General features: G+C 47.4%; 21 protein-coding genes and 1 tRNA gene. 13 read left to right on the forward strand and 9 right to left on the reverse strand.

Annotation, left to right across the window (positions count from 1 at the left end):
• The first annotated feature begins 312 nt into the window (after window positions 1-312).
• From QUB08_RS27650 to fba, 5 genes are all read left to right on the forward strand, one after another.
• Entirely contained in the window at window positions 313-468 is a 156-nt protein-coding gene (locus tag QUB08_RS27650; RefSeq protein WP_333228941.1) for a hypothetical protein, read from the forward strand.
• A 12-nt stretch (window positions 469-480) separates the two neighbouring features.
• Window positions 481-2,559, forward strand: coding sequence for a CapA family protein (locus QUB08_RS27655; protein ID WP_333228943.1), 2,079 nt, complete (start codon window positions 481-483; stop codon window positions 2,557-2,559).
• A gap of 134 nt (window positions 2,560-2,693) precedes the next feature.
• Window positions 2,694-3,563: an aldose epimerase family protein gene (locus QUB08_RS27660; protein ID WP_445300959.1), complete on the forward strand. Its 870-nt coding sequence runs from the start codon at window positions 2,694-2,696 to the stop codon at window positions 3,561-3,563.
• A 67-nt stretch (window positions 3,564-3,630) separates the two neighbouring features.
• Window positions 3,631-3,702, forward strand: a tRNA-Lys gene (locus QUB08_RS27665).
• A 193-nt stretch (window positions 3,703-3,895) separates the two neighbouring features.
• A complete protein-coding gene (gene fba / locus QUB08_RS27670; RefSeq protein ID WP_333228947.1) occupies window positions 3,896-4,975 on the forward strand; it encodes a class II fructose-bisphosphate aldolase in 1,080 nt (359 codons plus the stop codon).
• A 169-nt stretch (window positions 4,976-5,144) separates the two neighbouring features.
• Here fba and QUB08_RS27675 read toward each other — a convergent pair whose 3' ends face one another.
• Complete coding sequence (locus QUB08_RS27675; RefSeq protein ID WP_333228949.1) at window positions 5,145-6,521, reverse strand: NB-ARC domain-containing protein; 1,377 nt, start codon at window positions 6,519-6,521, stop codon at window positions 5,145-5,147.
• Window positions 6,522-6,726: 205 nt separating this feature from the next.
• On the opposite strand from QUB08_RS27675, the gene QUB08_RS27680 reads away from it, so the two are divergent.
• Together QUB08_RS27680 and QUB08_RS27685 are read left to right on the forward strand one after the other, a co-directional pair.
• Window positions 6,727-7,308, forward strand: coding sequence for an RNA polymerase subunit sigma-24 (locus tag QUB08_RS27680; protein ID WP_333228951.1), 582 nt, complete (start codon window positions 6,727-6,729; stop codon window positions 7,306-7,308).
• 378 nt (window positions 7,309-7,686) lie between these two features.
• Window positions 7,687-8,067 carry a hypothetical protein gene (locus tag QUB08_RS27685; protein ID WP_333228953.1) on the forward strand — a complete coding sequence of 127 codons (381 nt, stop codon included), beginning with the start codon at window positions 7,687-7,689 and terminating at the stop codon, window positions 8,065-8,067.
• A 221-nt stretch (window positions 8,068-8,288) separates the two neighbouring features.
• Here QUB08_RS27685 and QUB08_RS27690 read toward each other — a convergent pair whose 3' ends face one another.
• Together QUB08_RS27690 and QUB08_RS27695 are read right to left on the reverse strand one after the other, a co-directional pair.
• Window positions 8,289-8,624: a XisI protein gene (locus QUB08_RS27690; RefSeq protein ID WP_333228955.1), complete on the reverse strand. Its 336-nt coding sequence runs from the start codon at window positions 8,622-8,624 to the stop codon at window positions 8,289-8,291.
• A complete protein-coding gene (locus QUB08_RS27695; RefSeq protein WP_333228957.1) occupies window positions 8,612-9,028 on the reverse strand; it encodes a XisH family protein in 417 nt (138 codons plus the stop codon). The genes QUB08_RS27690 and QUB08_RS27695 overlap by 13 nt, the downstream gene beginning before the upstream one ends.
• Window positions 9,029-9,300: 272 nt before the next feature.
• Between QUB08_RS27695 and QUB08_RS27700 the strand changes: the two genes are divergently transcribed.
• Together QUB08_RS27700 and QUB08_RS27705 are read left to right on the forward strand one after the other, a co-directional pair.
• Complete coding sequence (locus QUB08_RS27700) at window positions 9,301-9,630, forward strand: flavoredoxin (protein ID WP_333228958.1); 330 nt, start codon at window positions 9,301-9,303, stop codon at window positions 9,628-9,630.
• Between the two features lie 13 nt (window positions 9,631-9,643).
• A complete protein-coding gene (locus QUB08_RS27705; RefSeq protein WP_333228960.1) occupies window positions 9,644-9,904 on the forward strand; it encodes a hypothetical protein in 261 nt (86 codons plus the stop codon).
• 38 nt (window positions 9,905-9,942) lie between these two features.
• Here QUB08_RS27705 and QUB08_RS27710 read toward each other — a convergent pair whose 3' ends face one another.
• From QUB08_RS27710 to QUB08_RS27720, 3 genes are all read right to left on the reverse strand, one after another.
• Window positions 9,943-10,173, reverse strand: coding sequence for a type II toxin-antitoxin system Phd/YefM family antitoxin (locus QUB08_RS27710; protein WP_333228962.1), 231 nt, complete (start codon window positions 10,171-10,173; stop codon window positions 9,943-9,945).
• A 50-nt stretch (window positions 10,174-10,223) separates the two neighbouring features.
• Window positions 10,224-10,427, reverse strand: coding sequence for a hypothetical protein (locus QUB08_RS27715; RefSeq protein ID WP_333228964.1), 204 nt, complete (start codon window positions 10,425-10,427; stop codon window positions 10,224-10,226).
• 261 nt (window positions 10,428-10,688) lie between these two features.
• Window positions 10,689-11,390, reverse strand: a complete 702-nt coding sequence (locus QUB08_RS27720; protein ID WP_333228965.1) for an alpha/beta fold hydrolase — start codon at window positions 11,388-11,390, stop codon at window positions 10,689-10,691.
• Between the two features lie 152 nt (window positions 11,391-11,542).
• Between QUB08_RS27720 and QUB08_RS27725 the strand changes: the two genes are divergently transcribed.
• Entirely contained in the window at window positions 11,543-12,022 is a 480-nt protein-coding gene (locus QUB08_RS27725; protein ID WP_333053933.1) for an NUDIX domain-containing protein, read from the forward strand.
• A gap of 575 nt (window positions 12,023-12,597) precedes the next feature.
• Entirely contained in the window at window positions 12,598-14,277 is a 1,680-nt protein-coding gene (locus tag QUB08_RS27730; RefSeq protein ID WP_333228967.1) for a hypothetical protein, read from the forward strand.
• A gap of 246 nt (window positions 14,278-14,523) precedes the next feature.
• On the opposite strand, the gene QUB08_RS27735 is transcribed toward QUB08_RS27730, so the two are convergent.
• Together QUB08_RS27735 and QUB08_RS27740 are read right to left on the reverse strand one after the other, a co-directional pair.
• Window positions 14,524-15,261 carry a class I SAM-dependent methyltransferase gene (locus QUB08_RS27735; RefSeq protein WP_333228969.1) on the reverse strand — a complete coding sequence of 246 codons (738 nt, stop codon included), beginning with the start codon at window positions 15,259-15,261 and terminating at the stop codon, window positions 14,524-14,526.
• A gap of 7 nt (window positions 15,262-15,268) precedes the next feature.
• The gene (locus QUB08_RS27740) at window positions 15,269-15,466 is read right to left on the reverse strand and encodes a hypothetical protein (protein ID WP_006633481.1); all 198 of its coding nucleotides are present in this window, start codon (window positions 15,464-15,466) and stop codon (window positions 15,269-15,271) included.
• Between the two features lie 571 nt (window positions 15,467-16,037).
• On the opposite strand from QUB08_RS27740, the gene QUB08_RS27745 reads away from it, so the two are divergent.
• Window positions 16,038-18,581, forward strand: coding sequence for a mannose-1-phosphate guanyltransferase (locus QUB08_RS27745; RefSeq protein ID WP_333228971.1), 2,544 nt, complete (start codon window positions 16,038-16,040; stop codon window positions 18,579-18,581).
• Between the two features lie 205 nt (window positions 18,582-18,786).
• Complete coding sequence (locus QUB08_RS27750; RefSeq protein ID WP_333152004.1) at window positions 18,787-19,344, forward strand: single-stranded DNA-binding protein; 558 nt, start codon at window positions 18,787-18,789, stop codon at window positions 19,342-19,344.
• 308 nt (window positions 19,345-19,652) lie between these two features.
• Here the strand turns inward: QUB08_RS27750 and QUB08_RS27755 are convergent.
• The coding region (locus QUB08_RS27755) for a transposase (protein ID WP_445300958.1) at window positions 19,653-19,854 on the reverse strand (202 nt) is incomplete at its 5' end.

The raw sequence follows: 19,854 nt of genomic DNA on the forward strand, positions 1-19,854 counted from the left end.
CTTGTTTGGAGGTTATTTCTAGCCCCCAGTACCCACTCTGAACTCAATCTAAAATCTCAAATCTCAAATCTCAAATCGATCGCCCACTAACGCCGTCAAGGCTCAATCTCAAATCTCAAATCTCCAAGCGAAAGCTCTAAAGCGACACTCCAACAGCGACAATAAAAACAGACTCTGCCTCAGATCTCTCGCTCTCTTATGCCTCAGTTCCCCCATAAACCTCTTGTTTGGAGGTTATTTCTAGCCCCCAGTACCCACTCTGAACTCAATCTAAAATCTCAAATCTCAAATCTCAAATCAACAGACCGGAGTGTGATAAAAATCACTGACAGCAGGGAGCCCCTAAATGTAGAAAATGGTGGCGGCCAACAACTAGCTTCAAAACGGGCAGCGGAACCTGTGGCGGTTAAGCTAAAAGAATTGCGGTTCCGTTCAAAACAAATTGGAGTCATCGCTCGTGCGTATTAAGGAGGCTAATTGATGGTGTACGCAGAAAATTGGTCGCAGCCGTCTATCTTGGAGCTAGCGCGATCGGGCAACTTTCAAGCCCTGAATTACTGGATTGACAGCTTGTTGCGCCCCGAAGGGATTTATGCCCGCGTCGAACAGGCTCAGGCCGGCTGCGTCCAAATCCTCGTAGAATTCCAGCGCGAATTTGCGCCAGATACTACATTACTGGGGAGCACTATCCGGGAAGGATTAGTCAAATTTATTTGCCACCAACTCTGGAGACTCAACTCGCCAGCAGTAGAAGGAGTGCGAATTCACGCGCGCTTGGCTGGGGATGCAGACATTCTCTGGAAACAGTCAGTGCGAATTGTGACTCCGGCAAACCGCCAGCGGCGGCGTTACCGTTCCCTACCGGTTGTCGATTGGGTTAAATTTAAAACGTATCGTTCTCTGCTGCTAGTGGGATCGGCACTTGCCTCATTTATTTTAGGGTGTTGGGTCAGCTACCACGAGGCTGTGACCTTGCAGTTAGGATCTCCAGTATCCGGCTACCAGCAAGCTGCTGTAATTTCGGGGCCGCCTCCAAAACGTGCGGAGACGGTGCAAGCGGCCTTAGAAGTGGTACCAGTAGTACAGCACAAGCAAGTTGCTAATCCTTACGACCCAACAGTAACGCTGATGTTCGGAGGAAATGTGAATCTATCGGATGCGCTCGGAGCATCTGCTGCCAACGATCACCAATGGGCTTTCGCCAATATGGACGAGTATCGGCAAGCAGATGTGGCGATGGTTAACCTAGAAAACTCCCTGACTCGCTCTACATTGGGCTCTGCCAAAAAACAATTAAATTTTAAAGCCGATCCAGAATCGGTGAAAGTATTAACAGCCGGAGGAGTGGATATTGTCAATCTGGCAAATAGCCGCGCTATGGATTACGAGGAACCGGGGCTGGTGGAGACTATGAATACTCTAGATAGTAGTGGGATTCAACACCTGGGAGCCGGCAGAGATATTAAACAAGCGAGGCGTCCAGATATTATTGAAGTTAAGGGTCAGCGGATTGCCTACCTCGGTTATTACGATGCTGAGCTTAACGTCGCCGACCAAGGCAAAGCGGGCACTAACCCCCGCCGCAACAATCGCGTGGCCGAGGATATTCGAGCTCTTAGGGGTCAGGTAGACTGGATTATTGTTAATTACCACTGGGGAGTCGAATTGGCAGATTATCCGGGGGACTGGCAGATTGATTTGGCTCGGTTCACGATCGACCAAGGAGCTGATTTGGTAGTGGGACACCATCCCCAGGTACTGCAAGGTGCAGAAATTTACAAGGGCCGCCCGATAGTTTACTCGCTCGGTAATTTTATATTCGGCGGGAATGCTCGCAGGGATTACGATACCGCAGTCCTGAAAGTATCGCTCAAAGACAGGAATATGAAGGTAGAGTTTCTGCCTGTGGAGGTGAAAAAGTTTCAGCCGAAGGTAGTGAAGGGAGCCGCAGCAGATCGTATCCTCAAACGCGTCGAGCAAATTTCTAGTATTTTCGATCGACCGATGCGATCTTCTGTAGTTCTCGATGCCTTAGTCCAGCCAGGAGGGGCATCAAAAACTCCAAATTATCCATTGCCAGGAGCAGCAAAGAGCGGTACATACCAGCCGGGGCGAGGTTCCGGGGCCAGCGACGGTGAAAGCAATCAGCAAGGCCCCGGACAACCCAAACCTACTTTGATTTTGCCGGCTTTGCCGGCTGCGCCCCAACAGCCGGACAACTCCTCATTTTTCCCGAACGGGACGGGGCCTGCAATTGAATCAAACCCACCTCCGAATCAAAATTTGCCGCCGCGCATCTACCCCACTCAACCTCAAAATCCCAGCCGGGAACCAGAGCCGTTTACAAAAGAGCCATTCATCAAAGAACCGTTTATTTCGCCTCCTTCTCCCAGTCAAGGAGCAGTGCCGAGTCCCCAAAGCTATCTTCCCCCCAATCGGGCTGTATCTTTTGAAGTCGCACTCAAAGGGCAGCCGACCTCAGCGATCGTTCCAGCTACCCGCAGCAACCGCTCCAAGCACCCGATCGCCCTGCCTCCTATAGCTAGGAGCATTGGTTAGCCGGTGGGGGCCGGAGCGAGGATGCAGGGGGAGGATAGGGGCGGTAATGGGTGAACATCAAGATACTAGCGACCAATTATTAACGATCGATTTACTGACAACCAATGATCAATGACCTACTACCGATGACAAATGTGTTTGCGATCGCGCTCAAGCAAAAGCAGTACAAAACCTATATCCTCTCCGACGAAACCGCTAACTCTACTCTAGAAGTTGTGCCGGAACGGGGCGGTATTGCCACTAGCTGGCTGGTTGAAGGCAAAGAAATCTTCTATTTGGACGCGGAACGGTTCGCCAATCCCGATCTAACTGTACGTGGCGGGATTCCCATCCTGTTTCCCATCTGCAGCAATCTCCCCGACAATACTTACACCCACAAGGGAGTGGAGCGTCAGCTCAAACAGCACGGCTTTGCTCGAGACTTGCCTTGGACAATAGGCGAACAAGTTACGGAGGGTTGCGCCGCTCTTACGCTGATTCTCGACAGCAGCGACAAGACGCTGGCTGTTTATCCCTTTGATTTCCAACTAGCCTTCACTTATCAGATTAAAGGCAATTCTTTGGAAATTTTTCAGCGATACACAAATCTGTCTGCCGAACCCATGCCGTTTTCTAGTGGTTTGCACCCCTACTTTTTGGCGACGGACAAATCTAAGCTGCGCTTTGAGATTCCGGGGATGCAGTATAGAGATCAGAACACCCATTCCAAGGGTTACTTCACTGGGGTTTTTGACCCGACGCTGGATGAAATTGATGTTTCCTTTGACGAGCTCACTGGTCTTGCTGCTACTGTCACTGACGCGGCCTGCGGCTTGCGGCTCACCCTCAGTTACAACTCCAGCTATGGGAAGTTGGTTTTCTGGATGGTGAAGGGCAAGGATTTTTACTGTTTGGAACCTTGGACTGCTCCTCGAAATGCCCTCAACACTGGCGAACACTTGATTTATTTGCAGCCGGGAGCGACTTGCGAGATGCTGGTTCGCATGACTGCAAATTTTATTTAAAAAACACTTGCTATTTCAAATGAGGGGTGCTACTATTAGAAATTGTGTGCGGTAACAATGTTTTCGCGGGTCGCTAGCTCAGCGGTAGAGCATTCGGCTTTTAACCGATTGGTCTCGGGTTCAAATCCCGGGCGACCCATAAAAAATTTGTGAGTTAAGAATTTTGAGTTTTGAGCTGAATGCTCGGAACTCAAAATTTTGTTTGTTGAACTTTTTAGTAAATCTGGAAAGATAGTGCGCGATCGGTGGCAAATTGTCTTAATATTATCGTAAGAATTGAACTTGTCCAAAATCCACTGCCCAGAAATCACAAATAACTAGGAGGAATATCTATGGCGCTTGTACCTATGCGACTGCTGCTCGACCACGCGGCTGAAAACGGTTACGGCCTACCGGCTTACAACGTCAACAACATGGAGCAAATCCAAGCGATCATGCGCGCTGCTGACGAAACCAACAGCCCCGTGATCCTGCAAGCTTCTCGCGGCGCTCGCTCCTACGCTGGGGAAAATTTCCTGCGCCATTTGATTTTGGCCGCAGTTGAAACCTATCCTCACATTCCCATTACCATGCACCAAGACCACGGCAATGCCCCCGGCACTTGCTATTCTGCCATGCGCCAAGGTTTCACCAGCGTGATGATGGACGGTTCTCTGGAAGCGGATGCTAAGACTCCCGCCAGCTACGAGTACAATGTTCAAGTTACTCGCGATGTGGTGAATGTTGCTCATTCGATCGGCGTTAGCGTTGAAGGCGAACTGGGTTGTTTGGGTTCTCTGGAAACAGGGATGGGTGAAGCAGAAGATGGCCACGGCTTTGAAGGTGCGCTTTCTCACGATCAATTGCTCACAGATCCCGAAGAAGCTGTTAATTTCGTTGAGCAAACCGGCGTTGATGCTCTCGCAGTGGCGATTGGCACTTCCCACGGCGCTTACAAATTCACCCGCAAGCCGACTGGCGAAATTTTGGCAATCAGCCGCATTGAAGAAATTCACCGCCGCTTGCCGAATACTCACTTGGTAATGCACGGTTCTTCTTCTGTTCCCCAAGAATTGCTGGAAATCATCAACAGCAACGGCGGCAAAATCCGCGAAACCTACGGCGTACCTGTGGAAGAAATCCAAAAGGGCATCAAGTGTGGCGTTCGCAAGATCAATATCGATACTGACAACCGTTTGGCGATTACCGCTGCGGTGCGCGAAGCTTTGTTTGCGAAGCCCGATGAGTTTGACCCCCGTCACTTCTTGAAGCCTTCGATCAAGTATATGCAGAAGGTTTGTAGCGATCGTTACAATTCTTTCGGTTGCGCCGGTCACGGTACAAAGATTAAGCAAGTGTCTTTGGACGATTTTGCAGCTAAGTATGCTAAGGGCGAATTGAGCTCTTCTGCTAAGAAGACTGTGGCTGTTTAAGAATTTTAGGTTTTAGATTTTAGATTTGTCTGAAGTCTAAAGTTTTGATTGCCGGGTAGCTTTGAAGTTGCCCGGTTTTTGTTTGTGCGAGTTTATGTATTTAGTTACTGGGCGATTGAAATCGCTACTATACAAACTAAGTCTGCCTCCGCAGACTAAGAGATATCAATTACACTGTATGGGCGATCGCATATTGCCTCAGTACAGGTGAAATCGTGTAAAAATTTGCTTGTTGTTCTATCAAGCAGCGCCGCGATAGAGATTGCAAGGCATTTAGCAAATCTGAAGCCGGAATTATGTCAGTTTCTAGCAATTTTGCCCGATCGATCGGCTGGCTTTCTTTGGCTAACAAGGAGATTACTTGTTTTTCTAGTTCCGATAGGCGATCGAACTGCTGCTGTAAAACATCTTTCAAATCTTCTGGCAACAATATGGTATCATTTGGTAATAACTCGGTCACGCCTCCACCCAAGTCTTGAACCAGATTCGCCACGCTTTTTAACCATAGAGGATTGCCTTGGTAGCGATGAATGAGAGTTTCACTGTTGTCGCTTTCTTCTAACCCATAATCTCTGAGTATTTCCCGTGCGGCGGCGATGTCTAAACCTTTGAGTTGTAAGGTGCGAATGGAAGTATTTTGGCTTTTAAATTGAGTCAATTCTCTCGGTTGTTCCCAACCGATTAACATCAAGCAGCTTTGATGGGATAATTTTTCTATTTGTTTGAATAAAGAGCGATATTCTTCGGATTCTGGTTTGTATTTTCCTGCCGATTCGCCGCTACAGAAAAGGTTGTGAACGTCATCTAAGACGATTAAACAGCGATGGTTTTGCAAATACTTAATCAGCGGTAAGCGTTTTTGGCTTGTTGGGGATGAATCTTGTTTTTCGGAATGGAAAAAAAGCTGTATTAGGTTTGATTGAAATTTTTCTAGGGTGGGGAATTCGTCTAGTGTGTACCAAACTGCGTACTCAAACTCGTCTTTAATTTGTTGTACGAGTTGTACTGCTAGGGTGGTTTTGCCGATACCGCTGATGCCGGTGAGGGTGATGAGGCGACAGCGTTGTTGTAGAATCCATGTGGTGAGGGTTTGGAGTTCGGGAGTGCGATCGTAGAACTCGCCTAATTCTGGCATTTCGCTTAAATCTTGATGTAGAGTTTGGGTTTGTTTTGAGTTAGATGTGTCTTGATTTGGTGGGTGTGAGTTTGGGATATTTGGCGGGTGTCTTCCTTCTCCACAGATGTTGAAAATACTGCTCACGTTGTGTGCAAAGTTTAAAGCATTAGAGTTTTGTAACCTCTCCATTGTGGAGCGAAAATTTGTTTTACTGACATCTTCCCCTAACTCCTCTGAAAGTATCTGCCATAATTCCGATCCGATTTCCCTGATGCGACTTTCAGAACAGTTAAAATCTTTAGCTATTTCTTTGTATGTCTCGCGTTGTAGAGTTCCCCGCAGTACCGCTTCTTGTAAATCGTCAAGGTGCTGACCTGTTTTCTCGAAAACTATGCGATCGGCGACATTTAACATTTCTTTAAGATTCATCTGGCAGGGAAATGCGAGAGTTTTGTGTATTGTAGCTCACAACTGCCAACATTTTCGTACATTTTCGTACATTGTTGTACAAACTTAGATTAAAGTTAAAGTAAAAGCGAGGGAAAATTGGCGGCATAATAGAACATTATTGGGCTAGACAAACCTTTAATTTATTAAGGATAATAGGACAAGTATTAAAAGGATAAATTGATTTATGAATTGGGAAGATTTTGCCAGTCAAGTCGGTGACGAAGTTGTAGAAAATGTTGTTGAAAAAACTATGGGCATTGATGGAAATACAGTTAAAACAGTCAAAGCGGTTGCAGAAACTGGTGCTGCGGTAGGTGCGGCTGCCAGTGCTGCAACAGGGTTGACTGTTGCAGCAACTTCAGGAGCAGGAATTACTTCGGGTCTAGCTGCGGCAGGTGGTGTGGTTGGTGGTGGTATGGCGGCGGCTCCTGCGGTATTAGCAGCAGGCCCTGCTTATCTGGGGGCAAAAATAATGAATGAAACTTTGTTCAAAGAGCAATCGAACTTGTCTGAGGAAGAGAATGATGCTCGTGCAGCGGCAAGAACAGCTACAAACATTGGGGCTGCTGCTGGTCTAGTTGGTGCTGGTGCTGTAACGGTAGCTGGCGGTGCCTCTGGTGCTGCAATTATGGGCACCCTTGCTGGTATCGGTGGCGTTGTCGGGGGAGGTGCGATCGCTGGTACTGCCATAGTTGCTGCTGCACCTGTTGCTGCGGCGGCTGCTGTTGGATACGGAATATATAAACTGTTTGGAGGTAAAGGGTAAAGATAGTTAGTTCAGTTTGAATTGGTAGGTTGGGTTTCCTGTTGCAACCCAACCTTCATCAGCGTTTAGTCTGGCTTTAGTATTTCCTCGCACCTCGCAGCAAATATCAGAAAACTGCCAGCGATTGAAAAGGTAAGCTTGGCTATTTATATGCAGCCAATATTACAGCGTTGGGTTATAGGTTCTGTTTCGTAGCTTTGGAGTATACGGATGTTTGGTTGGCTATCTGAACTATTTAATTGGTTTTTCAGACTATGGAATCGGTTGGATGATAAAACGAAAGGTAAAATTATAGAGGAAGTTGTCAAGTCATTTGAAAAGCTGCTTCGTTCTTTTTATGGTTCGTGGAAAAATCGGCATACCAAGTGAGAATAAGTGATGAGTAATTTTAAGGAACTTATGGATGAGATTGAGCAATCACCTACTCAATCAGTGATGAGTAATTTTAAGCAATTTATGGATGAGATTAAGCAGTCACCTATTCAATCACTGCCAGAATCTGATTTAACTCTTCCATCCCTTCAAATGGCTTTAACAGCAGGAACTTTCCTTATGTTGACGCCCTTCTCATTTTCAAATAATGAAAAGCAAAAATTCTCAGAAGAGGTGTCGAGCTTAATTCAGAATGAATCTTTTTTATCTGACTTGAGCAATCAAATTGGTGAACCTTTGGAGCAGGAATCTGAAGATGACTTCGTGAAACGCGGTAGCAATAGGTTAAGAAAGATGCTTTATGATAGATTTGGCATCAAAGGTTGAATGGATATAATGTTCAGACCTGTCGAAGTAGTCGCAGCATAACTTAGTGCGATCGCCCTTTTTTGTAGGTTGGGTTGACGCTGGTGTCACCCAACCTCTTCTTTTACTTACAATCTTATCCATTTCCACCATTTCAAAGTGCGCTGATTGCACAGAGGGCGATCGCCCCATCACGCATCAAGAGCGATCGATGTCTGCAACCAAAAGCATCAACGTTAGTTTTAACTCACTGCAAATTCTGTGAACTGACGCATATAAGGTGGATGAAACCCAACCACAATGTCCGACTTCGGCACACCTATATTAACCAGCTCTTGCCCTAAATCGATTTCTGTTCCATTCTGCTGAATCCAGATTTTGCCATCCTTAATATCGAGATGTATAGGACAACCGTAAACTCGCTGTTTGTTATCCCAACCCACTCGAACAACTTGATAATGATTGTGTTCTGTGTCAAAAACTACTTGCACATCCACTTCTCCATAAGAAGGCTTGTATGCAGCATATTTCGTGAGAACTTGTTTGATACAATCCCGATATTTTTCTATTTTTTCCATAAAGCTATCACCTCTTCTTCTACATCATAGACCAATAATTTTAAGTGGTAATCTTCCACAACAACGGTTGTAAATTCACGCTGGAAGAAATCGTTATACGCCGTCAAAGGAATTGCCAAAAATAGCTGACGTTGGGGGTCTTTAAACTTGAGTGCTGTACGGTAGTTGATAAATTGTCCAACCGCTAAATGAAAATCTGTTATCGCTGAAGTATTCAAAAAGCTCTTGATTTCTACAGCAATTTTCTCGCCCTGCCGTTCGGCTGCCAGCAGACGTTCCGCCCCCAGATAGATTAACATATCAACTCCACCCACACTGATGGAAAGTGGGTCATCTGTAATCTGCCAACCATCCTTTTGCAAGGCAATCTTCACAACATCAGGAAATTTATCCTTTGCTGACATAAAGCCCTGATGACAAACAATTATAATTATACTGGCATTAATTGAGATGTGTGAGTGAAATTCAGGTTGTTGACTCACCAAATCAAACCTCGCGTGCGAGATCCCTCTCGTAAGGCTTGTCAAAGGGACTGCGAGCTCCCTTCGCAGCAAAGACTAAACAGTGCGATGATTGTACGGATAGCGATGCTTGAGTTAAACAAAAGATCGATCGCCCTATGGGCAAACATTTCTGCTAAAGTATAGCGCGTACTTAAATCAAACAGCCTACACTTGTGGAAAGAATTCCAAACGAGGCCTTAGTAGTTCGTGGCGGTCGTAATCGCCCAGAAGATATTAAACGCAGCACGGCAACTCACCCCAGCGGCATCACGGGAATTTCTGTAGAATGTGCAGTAGGATTATCTGTAGCAGAGTTAGCCGTGACAATCCCTCATGGACAAGTTGGTGTGACGACAGTGGGTGAGGTTCGATCGTCCGATGGAGATGTCATCCGTACTTCTGGCCGAAGCCCAAATCATGCAACATTAACTGGCTTAACACCAGAACAAGCAAGTCTGCTGCTGACACCAACGATTCCTAATCCATCACAACAATCATCCTGAGTAAAGTAAAAATATGAAATATCCCAGAATCTTTGCAGATTTTCATAATGCGGATGAGCAGGGTCGCCTTCGCCTAAATTGCGTTGGTACGATTGAAGATTTGAATCACCAAAATATTAAGTTGGAAGATGGCAAATTTTTAGCATTGTATGACGAAGAGTTAGAAGTCGATGGCGTAGTGCAATATTCAGAAGAGGAAAGTCTTTGGGTTGCAGTAATTGATTGGAAGCAAATTAGGCAGGTAGAGGATATGCTTGTTCAAGCAACAGTCTAGTGCGATCGCTAGCTAAATGCGGCTATCAAGTAAAAGTTTCATTCCAAAACTTCCCACAGTTCGGCGACAGGAGCAATTAAATCTCCTAATATTTCACCGCTTCCTTTCATTGCACCAAAGGTGGGGCGTGGAGCTTGGGTGGTCGCAGGATAAATAATCACTAATGCTTTTCCTTCATGGATGACGGTTAAAGGGGTTTTGGTACCTTCGACCTCTATAAATAGAGTCTGGAGGCTTTGGGGTAATTCAGTCGTGGTAAGTTGTGCCATTTGTTGACGGTTTACAATCTTATTCTATTTCTACTATGATAATGCGAGGATTAGAGGGAAAGCGATGCTTGAGTGAAAAAAGAGCGATCGCCCCTCACAGCAAATACCAAACACTTCGATGATTCTACGGAGTGTGATCGCACATAATCATCATCCCTAATTTGCGATCGACCTCCCGCATCAATTCTCCACAAAGCATCCGGCTGAAATTCATTATCTGCGTCCCGCACAGTAACATTGTCGCCCAATTCCACCCCAGCCAACCTCTAATTTGAGTGTGTTGTTCGCCGCGACTTCTGAATCTTACCGATAATGCCACATAAAATATTTTTTCAATCTATTCAGTTAGCGATAAAAATTTAAGTAAACATACCATCGCGGGGGCGAGTTTTGCCGCACTAAACTCGCTCCTAATATCAAATTCTAACTAAATCCGCCCCTTAAATCTTCTGCTTCTTCCTTCGCGTCCTACCCTACGGGAACGGCTTCGCCGAACGCGTCTTCGCGGTTCGTTTCTAACGCAAATATTCAATCCAAGCTGGCAACACCTCCGGCGAACCGTACCACTTCCCCGGAGAACGAGGCGAATGCCAAACCCCCTCCAACACCAAATTTTCGGCCCCGTCCAAAACAGCAGCTTCCACCGGCGTAATTCCATCTCCCCAAGTTTCGCCATTCCCCACAGTCAACTCGTAACTTTTATAAGCCAGCCAAGTCCCAAAACCGCGCTTGCCAAAAACAGCCTTCCCAGCAGCGCACACGTAGCGCACCTGCGGGTGAAAAGCCCCCGGATAGTGAATTTTGACAAAATCTAGATTTTTGCGCGTCCAGCGCTCTTGAGAGACGTGCGGGGTGCCTAAAGTGATTAAAGTATTCACATAAGGGTGAGCTTCCCACAAACCCGCGTCCTCAAGCACGTCGCCGTGAATCGTGTAAGGCTTTTCGCCCAAATAGATGCGAGAAATCCAGCCGCCGGCGGAATGACCGACGAGATTGATCTGGGGAACGCCGTATTGCTGTAACATTTGTTTGACCGTGCGATCGAGCTGTCGCAAAATTGGCACCATCGACCGCCCGCCAAAAGTCGGCAACCAATCTCTCTTGCCCAGAGGCACTGTTACTGTTGGGAAACCTCGATCGACCAGAGACTTTTCTAATTCCCGATAGTCGGAAGCAGCAGCAAAATATCCTGGTAAAATCACGGTTGGTAATGGCATCGTCAATTTTAGATTTTAGATTTTAGATTTTAGATTTTGCGGTCGGAGTGCTACGATCTGTTTTTCAAGTTAAAAGACACTTGCCGAAGCATCCTTTGGATTGCTAACATCTGCCACTCGTTAAACCTTTTGCTTAGGGAATATCTACTTCTATGGCTCGCGAGCCGATTCAAACATGGTATTTTACCCTAGTTGTCGTTCACTTAGAAGACCGTTTTCTACTGGTACAAGAGCGCAAGTACGAGCAGCAGTGGTATCTCCCAGCAGGGCGAGTGGAAAAAGGGGAGACTTTGCTCGAAGCTGCTATGCGTAATACCTTTGAGGAAGCGGGCATTTCCATCATCGTTGAGGGAATTCTCCGGGTAGAGCACACAGTAATGCCTAGGGGCAATGTGCGCCTCCGAGTCATTTTTGTGGCTCGCCCACAAGATAAGACGCCGCCCAAGAGTAAGCCGGATGAGCATACTTTGTGCGCTGGCTGGTATTCTCTCAAGGAATTAGACCAGTTGTCGTTGCGGGGAGAGGAAGTTCGGGAAATGTTTCAATATATGGCAAGCGGCGCTCCAATTTATCCCATCGACTTACTCACCATCGAGGGAGCTCCTTTTAAAAATTACCGCTATCGCTGGTGAATCCATCGATTTGGGATTTGGGATTTGGGATTTGGGATTGAATAATTACTTCCAAGGATGAATCCGGTTGTGTAACCGAATTGGAAACAGGGGTCGATCGAACGGATCGATCGTGTTTAATAAATTAGGGGCGATCCAGATCCCGGAAAAAGACGGTATAGCAGCGGTGCAGTCTATTTTTTAGATCGCCCCAGTCCCGCCCGTCTGACGCCTGCTGACCATTCTCAACAATACCTGAGAAACCGCGTATAGGATTCGGCCAAAGGCATTAGGCAACAAAAACAATGGTTTCAGCAATTAACAACGTCCTCACCCTATTGGCGGTTGCTATAACAGCGTTGAACCCGCCAAAAAACCAGGTTTCTCGGCTTGAGTGCTTGATGTGAGGGTCGCGAAATCTCAATAAAAGTCGATCGGGCAATTTTGATACCGACCGTGCTAAAATTATACCTTTGAATTCTCCAACAGCCACTTTTAAAATCACTCAAAGAAAATATCAATTAATAACTATTAACTTCCAATTCCCAATTATCAATTCTCAATTACCAATTACCAATTACCAATTCCCCATAGTCATGACTGACTCTTCCTCCCTAGCCAACACCCTTTCCGAACCGCTGCGCCAGCCTTTTTGGTGGGCTGCCCTAGCTTCTGTGGGCCTTCACGGAGTCCTCGGAGCAACCGCCCCGACGCTCTCAAACATACTTTATGGTGGAAATTCCTCAAAAACTATCCCCGGTTCTGTCGGCTTGGTAGAACTAACTCCCGCAGAAGCTGGCCGCCTGCCACAAACCATACCACCGAAACCGTCTAATACGCGATTTACGCCATTTTCGATCGCACCAGTGCCCCTTCCACCAGCGCCAAAGTTAGCCCCGCCCTTGCCCCCCGCACCTGATACCATCAACTTGCCCGCCATGCCGCCGGGAATGCCCCCTCCTGGATTCTTTTCCCCTCTCCCTCCTTCCCCTCTCCCGCCCTTCACGGCCCCAACAGCCCCGCCACCTCCCACAACTCCATCCCCAATAGTCAGAGCCCCCTCCCAGCCAATACCCACTTTCGTCCCACCCGTACCTCCCAGCGGTTTCCTTTTCCCACCTTTACCTGGTAATTTCGATCGCAATATCCCGCCACCACCATCGCTGAATGAAGCGCCCCAGCTTCCCGGCGGCGGCTCGGAAGACGAAGCAGAGACGCTCAAAAAGATCATAGCCAGTAGAGGCGGACTGCCACTATTTCCAGATGGAGCTCCAGTCTTTACCCCGGAATTCCCAATTGGCAGGAATGTCGGACCCGATGGAGTACCAAAATTGACTCAAAAAGATCCCAATAAAAGGAATCTCATCGCAGAAACTCAGTCCGGCCAACCGGGTTCAAACTTACCCACCGACAAAGAGGCACTACTTGCGGCTGCACAGACCTATGTTGCTTTGTTTGATAAATTCAAAAAGGCTTATCCTGACTTGGAAATGACGAACCCGACTCCTGTGAACGTCCCTTATCCCGTAACAGCTTGCTCGCAAAAACTCCAAGGAAGAGCCGTTTTTGGAGCAGTTGTCAGCCCTCAAGGCTTGCTCAAGGCCGAGCCACAGCCGATCGTCCCGACGGGTTACGGTATTCTCGATAATGCGGCTAAAATTGCGATTATTAGCCCTTCTCTAACATTTGAAGCAGCCAGCACGCACAAGCTTTACCAACTGGATGTCGAGTTTAAGTACGACGAAAAAGTTTGTAGTGGCATTCCTGTCACCCCAACCAGGCCCAACCCACCAGGCCAGCAGCAGCCAGCGCCCGCCCCCACAGCGCCCAGCAGACCAACAGGCCAGCCGCCATCCCCAGCGCCTGCTGAAGTGAAACCGCAGTTTGAGAAGCCGCCGGCCCCCTCAAACAAACCGCAGCCAGGGGCCCAACCGTCGCCGCCCGCACCCAAACCCGCGGCTCAACCGTCGCCCTCGCCTGAACCGAAACCAGCCGCGGAACAGTCGCCTTCTCCTCAACCGCAACCCGCCGAAGAGTCCCCGCAGCCGGAAGCCGCGCCATCTCCGGCCCCAGAAGTGTCGCCGCAGCCGGAAGCCGCGCCATCTCCGGCCGCCGAAGAGTCCCCGCAGCCGGAAGCCGCGCCATCTCCGGCCCCAGAAGTGTCGCCGCAGCCGGAAGCCGCGCCATCTCCGGCCGCCGAAGTGTCGCCATCTCCGGCCCCGGAAGTGTCACCATCGCCGGAAGCCGCGCCATCTCCTGCGCCTACCGAAAATTAATTGGGCGTCGGGAATTGGCAATCCGGTATGGGAATAGGTAATATCCAATCTGCTTGCTTCACTATTGTGAGTTAGTAGTTAGTAGGGTGCGTCAGCTTGAATATTTGTTGCTTCTCCAACTAATTTCTACTGGCTGACGCACCCTACTTTCTCCACTAAGAATGAAGTTGTTTTTCGTCCGCCAGACCAGCCTTTGGACGATTGAAGTTTTGACTACAAAGCTAATTATCTATTTCCCTTAACCTCTCAATTGTATTGAACTTTATACATTTGAAATAAGTCGCCGCTTTGCTTTTTTACTACCTTAGCGCCCGCAGCTTTAATCATTTTTTCCCAATCTTCTATTGTCTCTAAAAATACTTCGCCGGCTCGATAAGTTTCCAAAATTGCCCAATCTTCTGCTAAAGGAGCATCGGGGTTGAGGACATCAAAAACAAAATGACCGCCCGGTTTTAGTACCCGCTTTACTTCTCCCATGACAATACTCCAATAGTCTATGGGATAGTAACAGCTAAAGCCTGTAGCGAGGCATAAATCGAACTGAGCCTCCTCGTAATTTAACTGGTGAGCGGGGGCCCATTCGACGCCTTTGAACAGCTTAGAATTGAGCTGAGGGCCGCGAGCGTTTAAGGCGTCTCGCGCTGCGCTGCTGATTTCTTGACCGTAAAAATATGCTTCCCAATCCCGCCAAGGGTAAATGAGAAAGCTGACTCCGCAGCCAATGTCTAAACAGCGCTGATTTTTTTGAGGTTTGGCAATTTTCCAGAAGGGAGAAACTGTTTTTGCTTGGAGAGTTCCTGCGACTGATTCTAGGAAAATCGGCATTGCTTCGACTTCTTCGGGTAAGGCGAAAGCTTCTCCTCGGTATTCGCGATCGAACCGGGCCGCAACCTGCGATAGTAAAACTTGCCAGCTATCTGATTTGCCTTTGGCAAACCAAGTTTGCTCGCTTGTACTTGCTGGGCGTTCGGACTTTTTAGACATTCTTGAATTACCTTTTAGAAGCTTTGAGAGCTTTTGTAAAGTTTTGGCGGTAAGGCTTATTAAAAATTAACGCGGGCCAGAGCAGGGACAGCTTCAGGCGATTTGTAAAACTTCGATCGAAGTTAGTGCGATCGAAACCATTCCAAAATTTCCAAATACCGCCACCGTAAGCGATCAGCAATGCCAAGCTAATTAACGTACTCATTTAAAAAACCCCTAAGCAATGGATAGGATTTTGGGTCAGCTAGTCAAAGCGCTACCCTTAATCTATCATTTATCAGACGCCAAAGCCCACCGATAGCCGTAGTAATTCCACCTTCAGAAAGAGACTTCAAAATCCCCGCTGGCCACAAACTTAAAAATAACACCCTCGAAATAGCTTTCACCGAGCAAGCAAGAAGGGACTTCTGCCAAAAGTCGAGGATTCTGAGGGCTTATACGATGGAAGAATTGAAGAATTAAAGAATTGGGAATGACTGATGACAGAAGGGTTTCGATCACGGGCCTACAGTTGCATTATTTATTTTTAACTGCTAGTACCCAACATCCCCTACAAATCCGAACTCGACCGGGGGATTGGTGCGATGCAGCAAGTTCTAATTCGGTTGAAATCGGTTGCTCTTGGGGGAGGGCCTGGCCGAAGGGGATTTCCCAGACGTGTCACTACTCAAAGATATTTAAGTAAGAACTGAGAGTTGGCAGCCAACCAATTACAGCAGGGAAACTTTTTCTAGCGGACAATGACGGTAGAGAGCTTTCTAAGCAAGGAGGATTTTATGCGTGCAGTGCTAATGGCTGGGGGGTCGGGAACGAGGCTCAGACCCTTGACCTGCGATTTGCCTAAACCGATGGTGCCGATTCTGAATCGCCCGATCGCAGAACACATTATCAATTTGCTAAAAAGGCATCAGATTACGGAAATTATTGCGACGCTGCACTACCTTCCCGATGTCATGCGCGAATATTTTACCGACGGGGCAGAGTTTGGCGTTCAAATGACTTACGCTGTGGAGGAAGACCAACCGCTGGGTACGGCTGGTTGCGTCAAAAATATTGCTGAACTGCTCGATCGCACTTTTCTGGTCATCAGCGGCGACAGCATCACAGACTTCGACTTAACGGCAGCGATCAAATTTCACCGCAGCCAGCAATCCAAAGCCACGTTAATTTTAACTCGCGTTCCCAACCCGATGGAATTCGGGGTCGTGATTACCGAGGAAAATTACCGCATCAGCCGCTTTCTGGAAAAGCCTTCTAGCAGCGAAATTTTCTCCGATACTATCAATACCGGCATTTATATTTTAGAACCCGAAGTCTTGGATTACCTGCCGACACATCAGGAGTGCGACTTCTCCAAAGACTTGTTTCCCCTGCTACTGGAAAAAAACGAGCCGATGTACGGCTACATCGCCGAGGGTTACTGGTGCGATGTCGGTCAGCTAGATGTTTACCGGGAAGCTCAGTACGACGCGCTGCGGGGAAAGGTCAAACTGAATTTGACCTACTACAACGAAGTTCGATCGGGACTTTGGGTAGGTCAGAATACTTTTATTGACGATAGCGCGATCATCGAAGTACCGGCGATGATCGGCAACAATTGCCGGATTGGAGCCCGAGTTAAAATCGATGCCGGTACAGTGATCGGAGATAACGTGACTGTCGGGGCGGACGCTAATCTCAAACGTCCCATCGTGTGGAACGGAGCAATTGTCGGTGAAGATGCTCATCTTAGGGCCTGCGTGATTTGCCGGAGTACCCGCGTAGACAGGCGCGCTCACGTCCTCGAAGGTGCTGTCGTCGGTTCAATGTCCATCGTAGGAGAAGAAGCACAAGTGGGGCCAAGCGTGCGCGTCTGGCCGAGCAAAAATATTGAATCCGGCGCTCTGTTAAATCAAAATTTAATTTGGGGAGAACAAGCTAAGCGGAATTTGTTCGGTCAGCGTGGCGTTCAAGGACTGGCAAATGTGGATGTTACCCCGGAATTTGCAGTGAAATTGGGCGCGGCTTATGGCTCGACTTTGAAACCCGGGACTTCGGTATCGGTTTCTCGCGACCAGCGGAGCATTTCGCGGATGGTTTCGAGGTCTTTGATTGCGGGTTTGATGTCGGTGGGAATTAATGTGGTCAATTTGGAATCGACGGCAATTCCGATCGCGCGCACGGTTTCGTCTACAATATCAATTGCCGGCGGAATTCATGTTCGCATTTCGCCCGATCGCTCCGACCACATTTTAATTGAATTCTTCGATATCAAAGGCATCAATATTACTAAAGGAGCTGAGAAAAAAATCGAGGGGGCTTATTTTAAGGAAGATTTGCGGCGAGCTCTAATTCCCGAAATTGGAGAGATGACGTACTTTAACCAAGCTCTTGATGTTTACAACCGCATTTTTGAGCGGCAGATGAATGTTGAGGCAATACGCTACAGCAATACTAAGGTGGTAATCGATTACGTTTACGCGGTTTCAGGAGCAATTCTGCCCCAAATGCTTGCTAAGTTCGGCTGCGATGCGGTGGTGCTCAATGCCAGTCTCAAGCAGACTTCTCTAAGCAACGGGGAACGGGAATATTTGCTTGACCAACTCGGCCGGGTGGTGAAAGCACTCAGCGCTAATTTTGGAGTGCAGGTATCGGCTAACGGCGAACAGCTCATTTTGGTAGATGAGTCTGGGATAGCGATTCGTGGGGAAATGCTGACGGCGTTGATGGTAAATTTGATGCTGACTTCTCATCCCAAAGGTACAGTAGTAGTGCCGGTTCATGCGTCTTCTGCGGTGGAGGCGATCGCCCGACGGTATCAAAGCAAGGTAATCCGCACGAAGGCGAACCCAACTGCTTTGATGGAAGCCGCTAACAGGAACCCGAATGTGGTTTTGGGCGGCAGCGGCCTTATGGGTTTTATTTTCCCGCAGTTGCATCCCGGATTTGACGGAATGTTCTGCATTGCTAAAGTGATAGAAATGATGACGATTCAGGAGCGATCGCTCGGACAGATCAAGGCGGAACTTCCCCGCATCACCCACCGCAGTTACAGCGTCCGCTGTCCTTGGACTATCAAGGGTTCGCTGATGCGACATTTAGTAGAAACTCATTCGCCCGATCGTTTAGAATTATTAGATGGAGTGAAGATTTTTAACTACAGCGACGACAATTGGGTATTAGTTTTACCCGATGCTAGTGAACCGACCGTTCATATATTCGCCAACAGTGAGGATCGAGATTGGGTATCTGAAACTTTGAAGGAGTACCGCGCCCTCGTTCACGATTTTGTCAGTCAAGCCGAGGCGGCGGTTCTCCAAGATAAATTTGGTAATGTGTAATCGGGAATTGGGCATTGGCAATGGGGAATTGGTAATGCAAAAGTAAAAAAATAAAATGCGTTATTTTAAGTTTTACCTTTTTACTTGAAAGTTCATGCCCAATTCCCAATCCCGAATTCCCTGTTTTGCCAATGCCCAATTCCCGATGCCCAATTCCCGATGCCCAATTCCCAATTCCCAATTCCCAATTACGCACAGATAACAGATGAATAGCTGCATTTTGATGGCGGAAATAATTCAACAACCGCAACTCCGTTATACTCCTGACAATCAACTTCAAATCGCTGAGATGTTGGTGCAGTTTCCCGGCCCAAAACCAGAAGATCCGCCCGAACATTTGAAAGTGATAGGATGGGGAAATTTTGCTCAAGAAATTCACGAGAAATATCACGAGGGCGATCGCGTGATTATTGAGGGGCGGCTGAGCATGAATACGATCGAAAGAGATGGTATTAAAGAAAAGCGCGCTGAACTGACAGCTCAAAGGATTTACAGTGTCGGGGCTGATGCCATGAGTTCGGCTCCTGCTGCTAGAACCGCCCCGGAACCGGCTCAAATTCGCGACACCGCCCCGGCTAATGTGCCGAGCAATGTAGTACCTTTAGGCTCGCGGAACCGCAGTTCTAACAGCGCTCCAAGCGGCCCTAACCGCACTTCTAGTTCGGATTGGAACTCGCATCAGTCTTCAAATTCTGAGTCCGATCGCCAGTCGGGTTCGTCTAACGAACCGGAAAATCCCGATTACGATCCGATTCCATTTTAAAAATTAGGGTGCATCACTTTACAACTGGACTGTTGGATCGAAAGTGAGGCACCTTAATTTAAGAGCGATCGGCTAGACACTAAACAACACTGGACAACCAGTGCATTTGGTGAGAGATAGCCAGGGTAAACGCATCTAAATTAATTTGACAAAACCAGCAATTTGTGCATTACTAAATAACTAACAAAACCTTCTTAAAATCATTAATCTTAACCCCACTTAAGCAGATTAAATCAGAACCTTAAGATTTTCTAAAATTCTTAAAGCCGGATAATTTTTCTTCTTAGATTGCTCTTAGATTTCGAGTATTAACTGGCAGAGTTTAAAATTTTAACTAAATAATAATTGTCCATTGCGGCTCGATACCGTTTCATTTTTAGACTTTGTTGAGAAGTTTTTTCTTGTTTCAGTAAATTTATGGCTAATCGACGTAGAAGTGCAAAATTTTCGGGAGAGTTCTGTTTCCGAATCCGGCTTTCATCTTCACAAAATGTAACATCAAGCGTCCAA

It is taken from the genome of Microcoleus sp. BR0-C5, assembly GCF_036705045.1.
GTDB lineage: Bacteria > Cyanobacteriota > Cyanobacteriia > Cyanobacteriales > Microcoleaceae > Microcoleus.